Below are 19,042 nucleotides of genomic sequence, written 5' to 3'. Positions count from 1 at the left end.
GAAAACCAGATATATGTAATTCTCTTATCATCAGTTACTTCACCTCTAAATAAAATATCCAAAAACCTTATTTTTACTAATTCTTAATTTATAGTTCATATATACTAAATTCTGTATATTCATCTATCTTTCGACAAAATTCTTACTCGTGTCAAGACAGGATTAAAAAGTAATTGCTATAAAATTGGCGCAAATGAGTTCTGCTAATTCACACGGATTCAATTTTAATTGCATCCCGATTTTCCCTGCGCTGACATAGAAGTATTCTAATTCTTTTGCGGATTCATCAATCACCGTCTGAAACTGTTTTTTCATCCCCACAGGAGAGCAACCGCCTCGGATATAACCTGTAATTTTGTTGATGTCCTTTACTGCAATCATTTCCACGGATTTTTCACCCACGGATTTTGCAGCAGCTTTTAAATCCAGTTCTTTTGCTACGGGAATCACAAACACAAAATAATTTTTTGATTTTCCTTGCGTCACCAGAGTTTTATATACAAATTTTGGGTCCTGACCGATTTTTCCTGCAACGGTTACTCCGTCCAAAGCACCGTCGGAGGCATCGTAAGTTTCCACAGAATATGAAATTGTTTGTTTGTCTAATATACGCATTGCATTTGTTTTTTCCATAATTTTTTGTTACCTTTCCAAAAATAGACACTCTGAGATTGGAGTGTCTATTTTATCATATTAAGATTCAAACTGTTTTAAATAAGTTCCCATATCCACGGTAATGCCTTTTTTACGGGCATCCTCCGCAGCAAAACAAATCAGATGACTCATGCAGGATACTTTTAAATCGGAAATGGAATCAGAGGGCTGTCCTAATGCCAGATAATCATATAAATCTGCCATAATGCCCATATCTCCACCGCCGTGTCCGCCGGCAATGGTCTGGTCAAATCCTGCTTCAGGTTGATAAACAGAAGTGGTTTCGTGGGTTTTAAAGCTATAGAAAGTGACAGACTGTTCTTCCATATCCGCACGAAGTTCCCCTTCGGTTCCCATAATGGTGGTCACTCGACCGCCTTTATTGAAGCCGGACATAGTTAAAGAAGCATATTTATCTTCCCCAAACTGCATATTCACAATCTGATGGTCCACCACATCATTATCGCACTGATACACGCATCTGCCGTAAGGAGATGTTTTTAAGATTTCATCTAATTCTTCATCAGTGGGGTCAAATTTATTGGCAACAATCGCACGGAAATGCTGGACCTCAGCTGTGGGAAGACGGTATAAATCGGGAGCATAGTAATAGCAGGTGTCTTTATGAGGACATCCGTCCAGACAGCGTTTGGGAGCACCTTCCGGTTTATTCTTTTCGCAAAAATAAGAAAGCGTACCCACAGATTGCACTTTAGTGCAAAGTTCCCCTACCAACCACTGCAATAAATCGGTATCATGACAACATTTTGCCAGAAGCATGGGAGAAGATTCGGATTCTTTTCTCCAGTTCCCTCTCACATAGCTATGACTGATATGTACATTGCCGACGCCCTCGGTATGAATCATATTCATAATTTCGCCCATATTGCCGTCTGCAATAAATTTTTTGATTGCTTTATAGAACGGAGTATAGCGAAGCACGTGACAAACCACGCTTTTTACACCGTGTTCTTCTGCTGCACGATACATTTTATAACATTCTTCGGGAGAAACAGAAATCGGTTTCTCCATCAGCAAATCATATTTCTTTTCCATTGCCAAAAGCGCCGGTTCATAATGCATTTTATCCTGAGTGCAAATCATGGCAATATCCGCAAATTTGGGAAGTGCTAAAATTTCTTCGTAGCTCTCATAGCAATTTTCCTGCGGCACGTTATATAAATCTCTTAAATATTCTCGTTTTTCACGGATGGGTTCTGCAATCCCAACCAACTTAAATTTTTCGGGGTTCTGCTGCAAATATTTCAAATAACTGCTGCCACGGTCTCCCCCGCCAATTAAAATCAGTGATAACTGTTTCATAATGATTCCTAGTTTCCTTTCTGCGAGTAATTCCCTAGTTGTGAAGTGTTTTAAAATGTTCCATACACTGTTTCATACAAATTCCGCAAACCGAACCGCGTCCAATGTGCATAAACTGCTTTTTCATATAATCAGAACAGGCTTTTCGATCCAGAAGAGACAAATCGGGGTCGTCCCAACTGAATTTTTTACCATATAATGCCTGAGCGGGACAGTTTTTGACACAGAGGTTGCATCCGTCACAAAGGTCTTCCGACAGTGGCTCTCCCGTAGCTAACGGCAAATTAGTAAACACTGTTCCAAGTCGAATGGCAGGACCGTATTGTTTGTGTAGAAACAAAGCATTTTTTCCAATTGTTCCAAGCCCTGCATAAACGGCTGCCTTTTTGTGAGAATATTCACCTGCATAGGTATTATGACCGTTTACAGTCTGGGAAGCAGGAATGGGAAAGTATAATCCTCCCTGCTCTTCAATTTTCTGTCCGCACAACAGACCTAAACGGTCAATCAAAGCGTTGGCAGTTTTATAGTGATTAAAGTACGTATAAGTGGGTGCTGTGTCAATCTGAGAAATCACAAAATCAGAAAGTTTTACTACGATAGAAACTGCATATTCCAAAGAATCGTAAGACACTTTGGCAAATCCAACATCCGATGCTCCATTTCTAATTAAAAATTCTTTTAAATCCTTAGTAAACTGTTCCATGATTCCCTCATTGCAGCACATTTTTCAAATGATTGATTTTCGCGATTTTCAACCATCCTTTTGATGGCAGGCGAACCTCAACCACATCAAATCTGCATTCACATTCTCCACCGTGACGCGCCAGATAATACCGCGCACTTTTCATCATATGTTGCTGCTTATAAAAAGAAACCGCCTCAGCAGGGGTTCCGTATTCTTCACTGGTTCTGGTTTTCACTTCCACAAAAACAAGACAGTCCTTCTCTTTAGCAATCAAATCAATTTCTCCGGCTTTGGTGCGGTAATTGGATTCTAAAATCTGATACCCTCGCCGTTTCAAATAGTTTTTTGCCTTGGTTTCGCCTTGTTTTCCAATACTCTGGCGATATTTTTCCATATCATTTCTCCAGAATTTTCTTTAAAAATGTTTTTCTGTGAATGGGAGTAATCCCGTGTTGTTCAATGGCTTCGTAATGAGCTTTGGTTCCATAGCCTTTATGTTTTAAGAAACCATATTCGGGATACTGCTTATCATATTCTTCCATCAGGCGGTCTCGGGTCACTTTTGCCAGAATGGATGCACAAGCAATAGAATAAGATTTGGAATCTCCTTTTACCACCATCTGATTAGGAGTAGTAATCCCCTTATTACGGTTACCGTCTATCAAGGCAAAATCTGCTTTTACAGTTAAATTATTGATAGCAGTTTCCATCGCCTTCAGTGTGGCATTTAAAATATTGATTTCATCAATTTCTTCATTATCAATGAGACATACGTGATAAGCGATAGCTTCCTTTATAATCTGCTCATACAGAACTTCTCTTTTCTTTTCGGTGAGTTTTTTGGAATCGTTTACTCCTTCAATACGAGAATCTTTCGGCATAATCACCGCTGCAGCCGCAACCGGTCCACAAAGAGGACCTCTGCCCGCTTCGTCCACACCACAGATATACTGATAAGTTTTACCGTCTCCAATGAGTTCTAATTCGTCAATAAACTCGCTCATAAATCCTCCGGAATTTCTAAACTCAGTTTCCCAAAACGTCCATTTTTAAAATCATCTAACACGGCGTTGGCACAGCGTTCGTAATCGGGATCATTTTTCTTGAATATATATCCTCGTTTCAAGGCAATTTTTTCATAAACAGTCAGTTTATCATCAAATTCTTCCAGTGTGATTTTATAACGTTCTGCAAGAGCCTCAGAATGATTGGTAAGAAGATAATCAATCAGATAAACACCCAGTTCTTCCACATCTAAAATCTGACTTTTAATTGCGCCGGTAAAGGCAAGATGCAAAGATACTGTTTCATCGCCCAACTTGGGCCATAAAATTCCGGGAGTATCCATCAGCTCAATTTCGTTGGATACTTTTACCCATTGCTTATGCACAGTAACACCGGGACGGTCTTCCGTTTTTAAGCGTTTATTATTGGCAATCCGATTGATAAAAGACGATTTCCCGGAGTTCGGAATTCCAACCACCATAATTCGAATCGGTTTAAATACCCCTTTTTCACGGTTACGATCAAGCTTTTCTTTCAAAAGTTCCTTTAAATCAGAAGGAATCCGTTTTAGCCCTTCCCCTGTTTCACAATTCACTTTTAAAGCTAAAATTCCCTGTTCCTTGTAATAGGAAACCCAGCGGTCTGTAATAACATCATCAGCCATATCAGATTTATTTAACAACACAATTTTGGGCTTATTCTTGCAAAGTTCATCAATATCAGGATTTTTGGAGGACACAGGAATTCTTGCATCCAACACTTCCACCACAGCATCCACTAATTTTAAATCCTCGGAAATTAAGCGTTTGGTTTTCGCCATATGACCGGGATACCAGTTGATATTCATAAGAATCCTCCGGATTGTTTTTTCTGTAATCGTTTAACGGATGGGACCAATCTGATTGAGGGGCCAGATTCTGAAAATGGCTTTCCCTTTAATAGAATCGTATTCAACCATACCAACACGCATGGTATCACGGCTATCATCACTGTTGTTTCGGTTATCTCCCAATACAAACACATGACCCTCCGGCACTGTCTGGGGTCCCTCAAAGGTCCCTAATCTGGTTATATGAATTTTCTCAGCTATGTAAGATTCTTCTAATTTCTCGTCATTTACATACACATCAAAAAATTCTCCGGTTTCATCCGGCTTGATATCCACGGTATCACCGGGAGTAGCAATTACTCGTTTAATGTAGGCTTTATTATCCCCTTTGGGATCAAACACAACCACATCTCCTTTTTTGGGAGAATAGCCCAACTTAAAGAGCACCAATTTATTCTGATGATGCAAAGTGGGTTCCATGGAGATGCCGTTTACATCAACAATCTGGCCTACAAAGGTAATCAGTAACATTGCAACCAATGCCGCAATACCCAGACAATAAATCCATTCCAGAAGTTCTTGCTTCCAGGTCTTTTTTTCTTTCTGAACAGTTGGAATTACGTTTTCTTCTTCAAAATTCATTTTGGAGTATCCTTTCTTTAAAAAACACATTTGATTTGTGTTGTAAAAACACTTCTCATTTTACCATTATTTTATCAAATGATGGGATAGATGTCAACCGCTTTCAAATATTTTTATGATTTTGTTGTAATTGTTATTGACTAATTTGTCATTTTATTGTAAAATAAAATGAAAGTCTATATAAAATGTTAGGATGATATGCCTCTTTTTTTATTGGCTCCAACTATTTTTTTTGCAAAGGAGATTAAAATACATATGGAAAAAACAAAATTATCTCAGGAATATATTGCTCATTTAGCCGAAAAAGTAGGAGAATTTTCTCAGATTGATTCCTCTCTTTACGGAAAATATGATGTAAAAAGAGGTCTTCGTAACGCCAACGGAACCGGTGTTCTGGTTGGGTTAACCACCGTTGGTAATGTCAGCAGTTATATTATTGAAAATGATGAAAAGATAGCGATTCCCGGTAAACTTTCCTATCGAGGTATCGAAATCCGTGATATTATTGCCGGTTTAAAAGGCAAAAGAATGGGCTTCGAAGAAGTTATTTTCTTGCTTTTATTCTCCAAGTTACCCACCAAAGAAGAATTTGAAATCTTCTGTGAAAATATTGCCGAATACCGTGAGTTACCTGAAGGCTTCACCGAAGATATGATTTTGAAAGCACCCAGCAAAGATATTATGAATAAACTGGCACGTGGTGTATTAGCTTTATATTCTTATGATAAAAATCCCGATGACACCAGCATCCCAAATGTTATCAGCCAGATTATCAAATTGGTTTCCTGCTTAAGCACCATTGCTGCATACGGTTATCAGGCAAAACGCCATTACTTTGATGATAAAAGTTTGGTTCTTCATCGTTGCAAGAAAGAATATTCCATTGCAGAAAATTTTCTGCATTTGATTCGTACCAACAGAAAGTTTTCTCCGCTTGAAGCAGAAATTTTAGATTTGATGCTGATTTTACATGCAGAACATGGCGGCGGTAACAACTCCACCTTCACATCTCACGTGGTAACCTCTTCCGGTACTGACGTATATTCTGCAATTGCAGCGGCAATCGGTTCCTTAAAAGGCCCCCGTCACGGCGGTGCTAACATCAAGGTTGTAGAAATGATGGAAGACTTATGTGAAAATGTGGAACATTGGGACAACGATGACGAAATCATGGCACATTTAACAAATATTCTGGATAAAAAAGCATATGATAAAAGCGGTCTGATTTACGGCATGGGCCATGCGGTTTACACCATTTCTGATCCTCGTGCAGAATTGCTCCGAGAAAAAGCAAAAGAATTAGCAGAAGAAAAAGGTGCTATGGATCAATTCCGCGTATATGAAGCTGTGGAACGGTTAGCCCCCATTGTTATCAACCGTAAAACCAGTAAAGATATCTGCGCTAACGTGGACTTATATTCCGGATTTGTATATCAGATGTTAAACATTCCGAAAGAACTTTTTACTCCCTTATTTGCTATTTCCAGAATCGCAGGCTGGGGGGCACATATTATTGAAGAAATCTCTATGAATAAAAAGATTATGCGTCCTGCATACAAATGCGTTTCCAAAGACACCAAATACATCCCCTTAGAAGAACGTGAATAAACCTTCTTTTTCTTTTACTCTCCGATTAAAAAGGAACTGTGGCTACGCATAGAGTGTTAACAAGCATTTAAGCGTCTCAAACATTTTAACGGTAGCAGGAATTCTTTTTTGCAAAAGATATGCCACTAAAATTTTAAAGCAGCTTCTTATGTCAAAAGAAAATTAAATGATCTCATATTATGCTAAATAAAAAAAAAGGGAAAGGAATTTATATTATGAAAAATGCAAAGAAAAAAGCAAGTGGCTTCATTTCTGAATTTAAGGCATTTGCATTAAAAGGCAATGTGCTTGATATGGCAGTCGGCGTTATTATCGGCGGTGCTTTCGGTAAAATCGTTACATCCCTGGTAGAAAACGTAATTACTCCTGCAATTGGTTTATTAATGGGCGGTGTGAGTTTTGCAGATCTTGCTTATACCGTGGGCGGAGCAGAAATCAAATACGGTGCTTTTATCCAGACCATTATCGACTTCTTCATCATCGCATTGTCTATTTTCGTGTTTATTAAAGTGGTTGCAGCTCTCTCTAAAAAGAAAGAGGAAGCTGTTCCCGAAGAACCTCCGAAAAAAGAAGACGATGTAGTATTACTGGAAGAAATCAGAGATTTATTAAAAGATAAAGCAAAAGATGAAACTTTAGTATAAGTTTTCAAACGAACAAAGGCTATCCCGACGGGATAGCCTTTTTCTTATGCTTTTGGTGTGAATACTATTGTGAATGCATCATCTTTCGAAAAAACACGATACTTTGAGAATGTGCGAGGACCGCAACTTCCCGTGCCGATTCCGGACACTTGATAATCCACATTAAAATATATGTTGTTTTCAGGGGAAAGCAAATGATTGTGCCCTGCTTTTTCAATAGCGTAATCGGAATAATAATACGCAGAAGTATTCAACAATATGCCATCTCCCGTTACCGTCCAGGAAATGCCGTCATCATTTTTCATACTGACCCAACGAATATCCGAACGATTACAATTTTCCTGGGGTCGAATGTAATGTTCAAACAACTCTGAAACAGGCATTTCGTAGATACCGACCATGGCACTTTCTTTGATATCAGGATAAGAAAAATGCGGCCCCTTTCCGTACCATTTCATTGTTTGATAGGAAGGCTCCAAAACCATCTGCAAACCAATTTTGGGTAAGCATTCGGGGGTAAAATCAGATTTCACATTTCCCATCTGATAGGAAACGGTAAGCATTATTTCCCCTGCCCCGTTCACCGTATATTGATACTCTACTTCAAAAAGCGGCAACATGGTAGGAGTGGCCAATCGTGCTCTCACAGAGAATGCAACCAAAGTGTTTGTTTGGCAAACAATCCGCACATCTCTCGCATAATGCTGCAATCGGTTCAGCCCTGCTTCCAACCAATTAGGTTCCACACACTCTCCGCCAATGCGGTCATTATCTGTAGGTGCCCACCAAGCGTTCAGCTTAGGACCCGCCTTTAAAAATTCGGAACCATGAAAAACCAATGATTCAAACGTGCCCGATAATTTGGAAAACCGATAGGAAAAATCAGTTCCGAAAATCGTAATCATTGTTCGTTCATCTGCCACATGAACAGCACCATTTTCCAAAAACGAAAAAGGTTTTGGCTCATAGGGAAATGCGAATTGCGAACGAGCTGTTATATGCCCTGCTTTTGCCCAAGAAGTATCTTTTTTCGTGGTAAAAGAAAGATCTAAAATCCATTCTTTTCCGTCTGCTGAATCGTTATTGTACGGAACTGTTATCTTTTTACTTTGATGAGGCTTGATGTGCTCAAACCCAACCAAAGCACCTTCTTCCGTAACCACTCCGTTACAAAGCAACTTCCAATGTCCGTCTAAATGAGATAACTCTGTAAAATCATATCTGTTTTTTATCGTAACTGTTTGGGTTACCACATCAAAATCCGTAACCGCAACAGGTTCAATTACCTTTTTATATTCCAACAGACCGGGGTGGGCAACTCTATCGGGCGAGCAAAGTCCGTCAATACAGAATTCACGGTCATTGGGCCAGTCCCCGTGGTCTCCTCCATAGGTAAAGTAAGGTTGACCGTTTTCATCATATTCTCTGATACCATGGTCAACCCATTCCCAAACACATGCACCCATAAAATTATCATATTTTTCAATCAGTTCCTGATAATCAGTAAGTCCACCGGGGCCGGTTCCCATTGCATGCGCGTATTCACATAAAAAGAAAGGTCGCTTATCATTTTCATCGGTACAACGCTCAACGCAGACCTCAGGATAAGGATACATTAAGCTGGAAACGTCCGCATACTTTGGCAAATCTGCCTGCTGAATACATTCTCCCTCATAATGCACCGGCATACCGGGATAATTTTCGTGTACCCAATCCGCCATTGCACGATGATTGCGTCCGCTTCCCGATTCATTTCCCAAAGACCACATAATCACGGACGGGTGGTTTTTATCCCGCTCCACCATTCGTTTCATACGGTCTACATATTGATGTTCCCAATCTGCATGATCGGATAAACGATTTGCATTGCTCCGACGAGACTCTAAATCAAAAAAATCACGATTCAAAGATTCCATGCCATGCGTTTCCAAATCAGTTTCGCAAATCACATACAGTCCATAACAATCGCAAAGTTCCAAAAAACGAGGGTCATTGGGGTAATGTGCCGTGCGGACTGCATTGATATTATGCTGTTTCATCAGCACAATGTCTTTTTTCATATCATCCATAGTTACGGTATAACCCGTATCGGGATGAATATCATGACGGTTTACTCCCCGAATCTTGATAGGTGCTCCGTTTACCAAAAAAATACTGTTTTTAATTTCTACCTGTCGGATTCCAATCCGCATGGAATAAACTTCACCGGAAGTTTCCGTCAAAAGCTGATACAAATACGGAGTTTCTGCCGTCCATTTTTTAGGAGAAACCAATTCTTTTGTGAAAGAAATCTCCTTTGACATAACAAATTTTTCCGAAAAAAGGACGGCACCCTCCTCATCTATCAATGTGAAGTTTACTTTCCCAACACCATCATCGTGAAATTGTGCCCGAACAGATAAAACAGCATTGCAATAAGCATCATCAAATGACGATGTTACAGAAATATCTTCCAGTGTATTTTTCTCTGCAGCAATCAAATAAACATCGCGAAAAATGCCGTTAAAACGCCACATATCCTGACATTCCAGATAAGAGGAATATGCCCACTGAAAGACTTGAACTGCCAGCAGATTTTCCCACTCTGTAAGATAATCGGTGATATCAAATTCCGAAGTTAGATGAGATCCCTGACTAAAGCCGACTTCCCTGCCGTTTACATATACCGAATAAGCTGTTGCCACACCGTCAAATACCAACTTAACGGTTTTATGATTCCATCCTTTCGGGATTGTAAAAGTTCTGCGATAACACCCTACTGCCCCCTCCTTGGGAGCCTCAGGCGGGGTGACCGGAAAGGGATAACGAGTATTCAGATAATTTTTAATGCCGTAGCCATGCATTTGCCAACAAGACGGAACGGGAAGTTCATCCCAACCGATATCGGAAAAATCAAGGCTCCAAAAATCTTCCGGAACCAACAATGTATGTTCATAATAAGAAAACCGCCAAACACCGTTTAGCATCTGAACATTCCGGGATTCTTCCCGAATTCCCCTTTTTGCAGACACAAGGTCGTGATAAGGAATCAGATACGCATGCGGTTCCAGACGGTTTTTATGTAATATGGTGTAATCCTGCCAAAATTGCAAATCAGATTTCATAACAAACATCTCCTTTTTTAGCAGAATGCTTATTTCGTACAAAAGCCGGTAATCGAAACAGATGCAACAAGATTTTTCTGTTCATCTGTCACAGTGACAGTGTAAAGATTTGTAGAACGACCGTTTTTGATACAAGTAGCAACGGCAATCAACTGTTCCCCTTTCGGTCTTCCCAAAAAGGAAATGGTAGAATTTAAGGATACCCACTTCGGTTCCTGATGATTGGTAGCAACGGCATAGCAAAAATCCGCTAATGTAAAATATACGCCTCCCATCACACCACCTACGGCATTTTTATGTTTCGGGGCAATGGTTAAACTGCATTTGGCATAATTTTCTTCAATCTCATCAATTACCATTCCATTTTCCGTTGCAAAACGGTCATTTTGAAAAAAAGAACGTACTTCATCTAATGTTTTCATAACACAAAATCCTTTTACTGTTTTAGTTTTCGTAGCACTTCTTGAAATTCTTTTGGAAGTTCAGAAGTGAATTCCATATATTCTCCGGTGTTGGGGTGAATAAATCCAATGGTTTTCGCATGGAGCAACTGCCCCTCATGAAACAGCTTCTGTTTTTTTGCACCATATACCTGATCTCCTGTAACCGGATGACCCAAACTTGCCATATGCACACGAATCTGATGTGTTCTTCCTGTTTCCAAGCGACATTTCACCAAACAATATCCTAAATACCGTTCCAACACCATGTAATGTGTTATCGCATTCCTGGAATTTTTCAGGGTAATCGCCATTTTTTTGCGGTCTTTTTCGCTTCTTCCGATGGGCTTATCCACCGTTCCGCCATCATCTTTGATAACACCGTCTAACAAAGCAACATATTCTCGTTTCACAGAATGTTCCTTAATTTGCTCAGCTAAAGACAAATGTGCCGCATCCGTTTTTGCCACTAACAGAATTCCGCTGGTATCTTTATCAATCCGATGAACAATTCCGGGACGAATGACACCATTAATTGAAGAAAGGCGCCCTTTACAGTGATACAACAAAGCGTTCACCAGGGTGCCTTCATAATTTCCGTTAGCAGGATGCACCACCATGCCGCGAGGCTTGTTCACAACAATCAGAGAATCGTCTTCATACACAATTTCCAAAGGTATATTTTCTTCTCTTACAGAAAGTTCCTTGGGTTCAGGAATCTGACAGGAAATCACATCTCCGTCTACAACCATTGTTTTTTTTGTGCATGCATTACCATTTACGGTAACCTGTTCTTCTTCAATCAATTTTTGCACAAAATTTCTGGTGAAATCCGGACAGGTATCTGCAAGATATTTATCGATTCTGATTTTTTCTGATGTCGATACAATCAGCTCCATAGGGCATCTCCTATTGCTTTTCAGGTTCTTTTGCAAATAAAATTTTGGCGGCGATCCAGAACACACCGACTACCACACAAATATCTGCCAAATTAAATACGGGATAATCAATACAATAGAAATTTATGTAATCCACCACATAACCAAACTGCAAACGATCTGCAACATTGGAAACACCTCCGCCTGCAATCATGGCAAGAGGAACCAGGGTGGATAATTTTATCGCTTTTCTGTGATGAACCACATAATAAGTAATCATCACAAAAAGCAGCACTGAAACAGTAATCAACCAAAATTTTGCGCCTGAAAAAAGTCCGAAGCCTGCACCAAAATTTTGCACATAGCTTAAATTCAACACGTTGGGAATAATATCAATATCACCATTTACTAATACCATATTACCCCAATATGCCAAAAATCGGGTTGCTAAAATTAAAAGCAACACAATTCCCATATATAATACCATCATTTTAACATACCCTTACTGTTCCATATCTAAAATCTCCAGCTGAGATTGAATCAAACTTCTGATTTTAGATTTATAGATACTAAATTCCTGTTTTAAATTTGCAACTTTCGCTTGAATCTCGTCTGCTTCCTGCAAAGCTTTGGCAATCATTTCATCCTTTTGCAAAGTTGCATCCTTGATGATTACTTCTGCTTCCTTATGAGCATTCTTTTTTACTTCATCAGAAATAGAATGTGCGGTGACTACGGTATCACGAAGTGCATCTTCCATAGATTTATACTCACGAATTGCATCAGATAGCATATTGTTTTTATCTTTTAATGTCAGGTTTTCCTTATAGAGTTTATCATAATCCTGATAAATTCTGCTGATAAAGCCCATTACTTCATCTTTATCATAACCGAGTGCAGCCTTTTTAAAGGTTATATTTTCCAACTCAATGGGTGTGTACATAGAAATCCCCCTCTTACAGAAAGGCATAAGAGCAATGTCTCCTATGCCTTATTCATATTTTTTAATCGTTATTTTAATTCTGTCCTTCCTGGTAATGCCTTCAATTTCTGAAAGAGCAAAACGTCCTTTTTTTGAAATAGAAATCAAATCGCCTGAGGAAAGCAATTTTTTATAATTAGTTTCTTCAAAATGGTTTACTTTTATCCGTCCGGACAAAATCAAATCTTTTGCTTTTTCTCGAGATAAACGTGTAATATCGGCAACAATGCAATCCAATCTTAAAGCTGAAACCGTTGTGGAACGATAAGAACATTTTTCTTTCATCGTAACCGTAACATTTTCCAGAATCCTGATAGAAACCGGATATCTTCCCACTGAGGTCAAGCTTTCCAGAATATATGATACAATTTCTTCTTTTACGGCAACAACACTACTTTTCCCCGGTTCTCCAACCAAAATGTCTCCGATTTTTTGACGTTTAATCCCAAGTCCCATCAGCGAACCTAAAATATCACGATGGGTAACATTGGCTCCCTTTGGAAAGGAAAGCTCCAAAAGCTTTACCGGAAACTGTTCATAGCCAAATTGCAGATAACAAATATTTCGTCCTGCGTTTTGAATCCCCCCAAAAAAAGAAAGCTGATCTTTCCAAAAAGGAAAAAAGGATTTCACCATCGAAACCTGCCGTTCGTCTAAAAAATCTGAAAAAACGGAATAATTTCTCTGATAGGATTGCTCCAGCTTATCGTATACCGAAGATAACAGCATACGATCCTCTTTATCAGAAATTTTAGCTAAAAGCTCTGTTTTTGTTTGCATCAATCAAACCAACTCAATATCATTAGAACGGAAATACTACTTTGTTACGGAGTTCATCTTTAAAATCTCCCATAATACCCATATTATACGGAACAATCAGAAAAATGCCGTTAGAAATCTTCTGAATATTTCCATCTAAAGAATACACTGCACCGGATAAAAAGTCGATGATTCTTTTTGCTACCTCACGGTCAATATTTTCTAAGTTTACAACAATGGGTTTTTTTGTTTTTAAATGATCTGCAATTTCTCTGGAATCTTCAAATGCAACCGGATGAACCACAACCACTTTTAACTGGGTGGTGGTGTGAATATTCACAATTTTTCCTTTTTTAGGAGAAGAAGAAAGACCTTCACGAATTTCTCTGGGATCTTTTATTTCTCGGATATCTTTCACAGGAGTTTCTTTCGCCTTGAAAATTTTCTCAACGTCGTCCAATTCTTCCTCTTCTTTTTCCAAAATACCAAAATCAATTAATTTTTTCTTAATAGCAGCAAACATTGCACTATCCTCCTATATGTTATTATCGAATTTCGCATGCTGTTTTATCAACCATCACTGATAAACTCTTGGCCCGAATATTTTCGAGCCGATTCTGACAAGGGTGGAGCCTTCTTCAATGGCTATTGTATAATCATTGCTCATCCCCATAGACAGAATATCACAAGCAGAATCCTGATCGTTATACCGTTCAAAAATCTGCCGCATTTTTGAAAACACACCGCGAAGCTGTGCTTCCTGATAATCTACAGGTGGCATGGTCATCAGACCGCGTACCCGTACATTTGCACACTCTTTTGCTTTCTGATAAAATTCTTCCAAATGTTCTTCATAGATTCCGAATTTAGAATCTTCTTTTGTTAAATTCACTTCCAAAAGAATATCCTGAATTTTATCTCTTTTTTTCATCTGCTTTTGAATCTCATAAAGCACCGAGTGTGATTCCACTGAATGAATCAAGCTTACCTTATCAACCAAATATTTCACCTTATTGGATTGAAGATGACCAATCATATGAAATTCTTCCACATAAGGACAAAGAATATCATATTTTGCAACCAGCTCCTGCACATAATTTTCTCCGATGGCCTTAATACCATACTCTAAAGCAGGCATAATTTCTTCCACGGTTTTTGTCTTGGTTACAGGCAAAAGCATAATATCCTCAGAACATCTGCCGGACTTCTTTGCACAATCAGAAATCTCCTCTTTTATTATATCAAGTTTTTCTGCTGTTGTCAATCAGATTCGCTCCTTTTCTCGTTTTTTTTACAAAAAACTATCGTGCATTCGGTGCAGGACTTCCCTCTGTCAGATTTTTGTATTTCGTAATAACCAAATCATACAATAATACATTGGAATCATTATTATTATCTTCCCGAATAATAACATACTCATTTTTTTCACAAAGCACTTTAACCGGGCGTTTTCTGACAAAGTTTTCTTTCACGATAAATACAAATTTTCCTTCACTATCTTCCTGAATTGCTTCCTTGGGAATTTTGAGTCCGCTATACGATTGCTTGATCAACTCCATATCCATTTTACGTTCCCCCATGAAGGAATCCAAATGTTGGCTGACTGAAAGTGTCAAAATCGTCTCCGTTTCACCGGAAGAAATCTCTTCCACTGTGCAGGCTACTTTTCCTTCCGGCACACGGGATGTTTTTAAATAAAGCACATTTGTTTTTGTAGGATCGTCTGTAGGTTTGTCCACAATTCCTTTCGCATCCTCGTTAGATACACGCACCAACAATGTGAGCTCGTAATTATTCACGATTTTTCCGAAAACATATTCTTTATTGGATTTGGAATAATCTACCGCAGAAGAATTCCACAAATTATCAAACAACTTATTATCTGCATCCTGAACGGTTTTTTTATTAATAATGGTTTCGTAACCGTCTACCTTTGAGGTAATGAGTCCTGATGAAGCGGAATAAAATGAATCTTTGCTTCCGGAAATAGAACGCTCCAGATCGTCACGCTGACGTTTCAGCTTTTCCAATTCTTCTCCCGGAGTACCTCCCATCGTACCCAGATTCAATGCTTCAATTTCCTCCGCTTCCTTTAAAAGTTCATCAAATGCTCCGGCTTGAGAATAATAGGATACGTTTTGCATCTTCTTTTGCAATAACACTTTGATATCTTCGGTTTCTTCGCTGTCTTCTCCGTGATTTTTTACATTCGTTTCCAAAATATTGATCCGTTCATTTAAGGATTTAATATTCTGACGTTTGGTGGTATCAATATCATCTGAATATACGGTTGCAACATGAGTTTTTGCCGTAACACGAGCTCCATCGGAATAGTTTAACACCGCTACCCCTTTCGAGGATGATGTGAGAAGTTCTTCATCCCAAACAAAAATCCCCTGACCGGAAATCATCAGATCTTCCTGTCCGTGATAAACTACCTGAGTACTGTAACTGGGGTGATAATAGATATAGAGCCCAATCGCAATTAACACCAAAAGAATGCCACCCACAATGTAGTATACCGGAGGAATATTTAATTTCAATTTCCATTTTACTTTTGTTCTGTTTTCTTCCATATTTTTCACCTTTTTTTCATTGTATCCAGAATTTCCTTTGCAAGTTCCTCTTTCGGTAAACTTGCTTCCAACCAATGAGCTCCTTCATTTCTGCGAAACCAGGTCAGCTGACGTTTGGCATAACGGCGGGATTCCATTTTGAGTTTTTCCACCGCTTCGTCCAAGGTTAAATATCCGTCTAAATATTCCACGATTTCTTTATAACCGATTGCCTGCATAGAGGTGTTGGTTTTTGGAATCCCTTGTTCAAGCAATGTTTTTACTTCCGCAACCAAGCCATTTTCCAACATCAAATCAACTCTACGGTTAATCCGTTCATAAAGCTTGTCCCGATCGGTATCCAACACGAAGAATTTCACATCGTATGGTTTCGGTGCATTTTTAGTGCGCTCTTCCTGATCGGAAATGGTAGTGCCTGAAATGCGATAAACTTCCAAAGCACGAATCAATCGTCTGGCGTTGTTAGGGTGAAGTCTGTCTGCCGTTTTCGGGTCAATTTTACGAAGCTCTTCTAAGAGAAATTCTCCGCCTTTTTCTTCGTAAAGCTTTGTGATTTCTTCTCGTACTGCATCATCACTGGGAATGGGAGCAAGGTCATATCCATATACCAAAGAATTGATATAAAGCCCTGTTCCGCCTGCAATTACGGGGATTTTCCCCTGTGCCAGAATGCCGTCCACAATGGGTTTTGCATCTTCCACATAACGGCTGACATTATAATTCTCCATAGGAGATACAATATCTATCATATGATGCGGGATTCCGCACATTTCGTCTTCTGTTACCTTGGCGGTTCCCACATCCATCCCCTGATAAATCTGCATCGAATCTGCAGACACAATTTCTGTATGCAACTGTTTTGCAACCTCTACCGACAAACCGGTTTTCCCGGAAGCAGTTGGTCCTGCTATCACGATGACCTGATTCATAAGGACTCCTAACGTTCAAATTTCGTTTCAATAGTTGTTTTGGAAAAGCTGATAAAAAGCGGTCTGCCATGAGGACAGGTAGTTTTACCATTTAAGGAAAACGCTTCTTTGACCAGTTCTTCCATTTGATACATAGACAGCTCAGTATTTGCTTTCACACTCATTTTGCAGGCTACCAAAAACAGTAACTTCAAATTGAAGTTTTCGGGCAATACCTTTCCGCTTTTTTTGATTTCTTCTAAAATTTCATATAATAATTTTTCAATATTTTTTTCTTTTACTTCGCAGGGAATTTCCCGCACCACAATGGAATTATCGGAAAAATCGTCTGCCATAATTCCCACATTCTGCAAAAGCTCAAGATGTTCCAACATGAGTCTGTAATCAGTGGGAGCAAATTCAATAATTTTCGGTACCAAAAGAAGCTGAGAATAAACTTCCCTCGTTGTCATCTGCTGATGAATTTTTTCATAATTTAACCGTTCGTGAGCGGCGTGCTGGTCTAAAAGGAGCAGTTCGTCCCCTTTTTCAATTAAAATGTAGGAAGAAAATACCTGTCCGATGACGCGGAAGGTTTCCTGAGGTTCTTCAATTTTTTCTGGAATGGTTTCTGCCGCTTCTTCTACGATTTTGGGTTCTTGGGGAATGATTTCTGCCAATGGTTCAATTACAATCGTTTCTTCTTTTTCTACTTTTATTTCTTTTGTTTCTTCTATAATGTTTTGTGTTTCCTCTTTTTTGGGAATCACACTTTCATTCACAATCGGTTCTTTTTTGATTGCTGTAGCCGGTTTCTCATCCGATTTGGATTCTCTCATAAAAGTAAAATCGTTTACCTGATTAAAAATCGGTTCCTGCTTTTTGGGAGCTTCTGTTTTCACGGAAACAGGTTCTTTGGATAAGAAAGAGCGTTGTTGATAGGTCTTTGGCTCTCCATACTGCACTGCTTTTGACGTAGCAATGGGAACTGTTTTGGTTTCTTTCACAAATAGTTTGGCCTCAATTACTTCCTTTACGGCACTATAAACAGCATCATAAATACTCTGCTCATCCGAGAATTTCACTTCTGCTTTCTGCGGATGCACATTCACATCACACAAAGTGTAATCCACTTGGATATCCAAAGCACAAAAGGGATATTTCCCCTGTGCCATTTTCTGAAAATAAGCATACTCTAACGCCTGAATCAAAATTTTGGATTTGCAGATTCTTCCGTTGACACTGAAATGTTCAAATTTACGGGTAGGCCTTGCTAAGTTGGGAGATCCCACACATCCTGAAATTCTGACACCGTTTTTTTCGGCATCTACCATAATTAACTGTTCGGACAGTTGACTTCCGTACACTGCATACACTGCAGAGCGAATATCATTGTCTCCCTTGGAATAATACACCTGTCGTCCGTCTTTTACGAATTTAATGGACAAATGAGGATTGGATAAAATAAGTCGTGCCACAATTTCTTCGATATACGCACCTTCCGTGGCATCTTTTTTTAAGAATTTGAGTCTTGCAGGCGTGTTATAGAATAAATTTTCAACAGTAATTTTAGTACCCACAGGACAGCCGATATCTTCTACGGATGTGACTTCTCCGCCCTCACAGATAAGCATTGTACCGGAAAGTGCTTCCTCTTTTCGGGTGATTATGGTCATTTTGGAAACTGCACAGATACTTGCCAATGCTTCTCCACGGAAGCCCATGGTAGCGATAGAAAACAAATCTTCCTTGGTTTTTAGTTTACTGGTGGCATACCGAACAACCGAGAGGACTGCATCCTCACGGTCCATACCAACACCGTCGTCAGTAACAGATATTCGTTTTTTACCGCCTTCCTCGATTTCTACGGTAATTCTGCCTGCACCTGCATCTTTTGCATTTTCAAACAGTTCTTTCACCACAGAAGAAGGTCTTTCAACCACCTCGCCTGCGGCAATCATATCAGAAAGTAATCGGTCTAATACATGAATGGTTCCCATAA

At 39.2% G+C, this 19,042-nt stretch carries 20 protein-coding genes; 2 read left to right on the top strand and 18 right to left on the bottom strand.

Features of this window, described 5'->3' with window-relative positions; translation table 11 throughout:
• Nucleotides 1-162 precede the first annotated feature (162 nt).
• The 7 genes from ybaK to lepB are packed head-to-tail and all read right to left on the bottom strand — an operon-like array spanning nucleotide 163 to nucleotide 5,141.
• Nucleotides 163-633: a Cys-tRNA(Pro) deacylase gene (gene ybaK, locus E7413_02895; GenBank protein ID MBE7018810.1), complete on the bottom strand. Its 471-nt coding sequence runs from the start codon at nucleotides 631-633 to the stop codon at nucleotides 163-165.
• Between the two features lie 60 nt (nucleotides 634-693).
• The gene (locus tag E7413_02890) at nucleotides 694-1,977 is read right to left on the bottom strand and encodes a Gfo/Idh/MocA family oxidoreductase (GenBank protein MBE7018809.1); all 1,284 of its coding nucleotides are present in this window, start codon (nucleotides 1,975-1,977) and stop codon (nucleotides 694-696) included.
• A 34-nt stretch (nucleotides 1,978-2,011) separates the two neighbouring features.
• Nucleotides 2,012-2,704 (bottom strand): epoxyqueuosine reductase, encoded by a 693-nt coding sequence (locus tag E7413_02885; protein MBE7018808.1) that lies wholly within the window; start codon nucleotides 2,702-2,704, stop codon nucleotides 2,012-2,014.
• A complete protein-coding gene (locus tag E7413_02880; protein MBE7018807.1) occupies nucleotides 2,691-3,059 on the bottom strand; it encodes a YraN family protein in 369 nt (122 codons plus the stop codon). The genes E7413_02885 and E7413_02880 overlap by 14 nt, the downstream gene beginning before the upstream one ends.
• A gap of 1 nt (nucleotide 3,060) precedes the next feature.
• Nucleotides 3,061-3,669 carry a ribonuclease HII gene (locus tag E7413_02875; GenBank protein ID MBE7018806.1) on the bottom strand — a complete coding sequence of 203 codons (609 nt, stop codon included), beginning with the start codon at nucleotides 3,667-3,669 and terminating at the stop codon, nucleotides 3,061-3,063.
• Nucleotides 3,666-4,517: a ribosome biogenesis GTPase YlqF gene (gene ylqF, locus E7413_02870; GenBank protein ID MBE7018805.1), complete on the bottom strand. Its 852-nt coding sequence runs from the start codon at nucleotides 4,515-4,517 to the stop codon at nucleotides 3,666-3,668. Before ylqF ends, E7413_02875 begins: the two co-directional genes overlap by 4 nt.
• A 33-nt stretch (nucleotides 4,518-4,550) precedes the next feature.
• On the bottom strand, nucleotides 4,551-5,141 hold the full coding sequence (lepB, locus tag E7413_02865; GenBank protein MBE7018804.1) for a signal peptidase I: 591 nt from the start codon (nucleotides 5,139-5,141) through the stop codon (nucleotides 4,551-4,553).
• Between the two features lie 255 nt (nucleotides 5,142-5,396).
• On the opposite strand from lepB, the gene E7413_02860 reads away from it, so the two are divergent.
• Together E7413_02860 and mscL are read left to right on the top strand one after the other, a co-directional pair.
• Nucleotides 5,397-6,749 carry a citrate/2-methylcitrate synthase gene (locus E7413_02860; protein ID MBE7018803.1) on the top strand — a complete coding sequence of 451 codons (1,353 nt, stop codon included), beginning with the start codon at nucleotides 5,397-5,399 and terminating at the stop codon, nucleotides 6,747-6,749.
• Between the two features lie 215 nt (nucleotides 6,750-6,964).
• Complete coding sequence (gene mscL / locus E7413_02855; protein ID MBE7018802.1) at nucleotides 6,965-7,393, top strand: large-conductance mechanosensitive channel protein MscL; 429 nt, start codon at nucleotides 6,965-6,967, stop codon at nucleotides 7,391-7,393.
• A 44-nt stretch (nucleotides 7,394-7,437) separates the two neighbouring features.
• On the opposite strand, the gene E7413_02850 is transcribed toward mscL, so the two are convergent.
• Genes E7413_02850 through mutL form a run of 11 tightly spaced genes read right to left on the bottom strand, consistent with a single transcriptional unit; the run spans nucleotide 7,438 to nucleotide 19,040 of the window.
• Nucleotides 7,438-10,506, bottom strand: a complete 3,069-nt coding sequence (locus tag E7413_02850) for a DUF4981 domain-containing protein (GenBank protein MBE7018801.1) — start codon at nucleotides 10,504-10,506, stop codon at nucleotides 7,438-7,440.
• A gap of 20 nt (nucleotides 10,507-10,526) precedes the next feature.
• On the bottom strand, nucleotides 10,527-10,919 hold the full coding sequence (locus E7413_02845) for a PaaI family thioesterase (protein MBE7018800.1): 393 nt from the start codon (nucleotides 10,917-10,919) through the stop codon (nucleotides 10,527-10,529).
• A 14-nt stretch (nucleotides 10,920-10,933) separates the two neighbouring features.
• The gene (locus E7413_02840; GenBank protein MBE7018799.1) at nucleotides 10,934-11,836 is read right to left on the bottom strand and encodes an RluA family pseudouridine synthase; all 903 of its coding nucleotides are present in this window, start codon (nucleotides 11,834-11,836) and stop codon (nucleotides 10,934-10,936) included.
• Nucleotides 11,837-11,846: 10 nt separating this feature from the next.
• Complete coding sequence (lspA, locus tag E7413_02835; protein MBE7018798.1) at nucleotides 11,847-12,305, bottom strand: signal peptidase II; 459 nt, start codon at nucleotides 12,303-12,305, stop codon at nucleotides 11,847-11,849.
• A 12-nt stretch (nucleotides 12,306-12,317) separates the two neighbouring features.
• Entirely contained in the window at nucleotides 12,318-12,785 is a 468-nt protein-coding gene (locus E7413_02830; protein ID MBE7018797.1) for a DivIVA domain-containing protein, read from the bottom strand.
• 21 nt (nucleotides 12,786-12,806) lie between these two features.
• Complete coding sequence (locus E7413_02825) at nucleotides 12,807-13,577, bottom strand: hypothetical protein (protein ID MBE7018796.1); 771 nt, start codon at nucleotides 13,575-13,577, stop codon at nucleotides 12,807-12,809.
• 22 nt (nucleotides 13,578-13,599) lie between these two features.
• Nucleotides 13,600-14,079 carry a cell division protein SepF gene (locus E7413_02820; protein MBE7018795.1) on the bottom strand — a complete coding sequence of 160 codons (480 nt, stop codon included), beginning with the start codon at nucleotides 14,077-14,079 and terminating at the stop codon, nucleotides 13,600-13,602.
• A 54-nt stretch (nucleotides 14,080-14,133) separates the two neighbouring features.
• Nucleotides 14,134-14,820, bottom strand: coding sequence for a YggS family pyridoxal phosphate-dependent enzyme (locus tag E7413_02815; protein ID MBE7018794.1), 687 nt, complete (start codon nucleotides 14,818-14,820; stop codon nucleotides 14,134-14,136).
• 37 nt (nucleotides 14,821-14,857) lie between these two features.
• Nucleotides 14,858-16,132, bottom strand: coding sequence for a hypothetical protein (locus E7413_02810; GenBank protein ID MBE7018793.1), 1,275 nt, complete (start codon nucleotides 16,130-16,132; stop codon nucleotides 14,858-14,860).
• Nucleotides 16,133-16,137: 5 nt separating this feature from the next.
• Nucleotides 16,138-17,061, bottom strand: a complete 924-nt coding sequence (gene miaA, locus E7413_02805) for a tRNA (adenosine(37)-N6)-dimethylallyltransferase MiaA (GenBank protein MBE7018792.1) — start codon at nucleotides 17,059-17,061, stop codon at nucleotides 16,138-16,140.
• 8 nt (nucleotides 17,062-17,069) lie between these two features.
• The gene (mutL, locus tag E7413_02800) at nucleotides 17,070-19,040 is read right to left on the bottom strand and encodes a DNA mismatch repair endonuclease MutL (GenBank protein MBE7018791.1); all 1,971 of its coding nucleotides are present in this window, start codon (nucleotides 19,038-19,040) and stop codon (nucleotides 17,070-17,072) included.
• Between the last annotated feature and the right edge of the window lie 2 nt (nucleotides 19,041-19,042).

The organism is Oscillospiraceae bacterium (assembly GCA_015068645.1).
In the GTDB taxonomy this organism is placed as follows: domain Bacteria; phylum Bacillota; class Clostridia; order UMGS1840; family UMGS1840; genus SIG452.
Note: the sequence above shows the minus strand (reverse complement) of the source record. Positions and strands in the feature narration are given on the sequence as shown.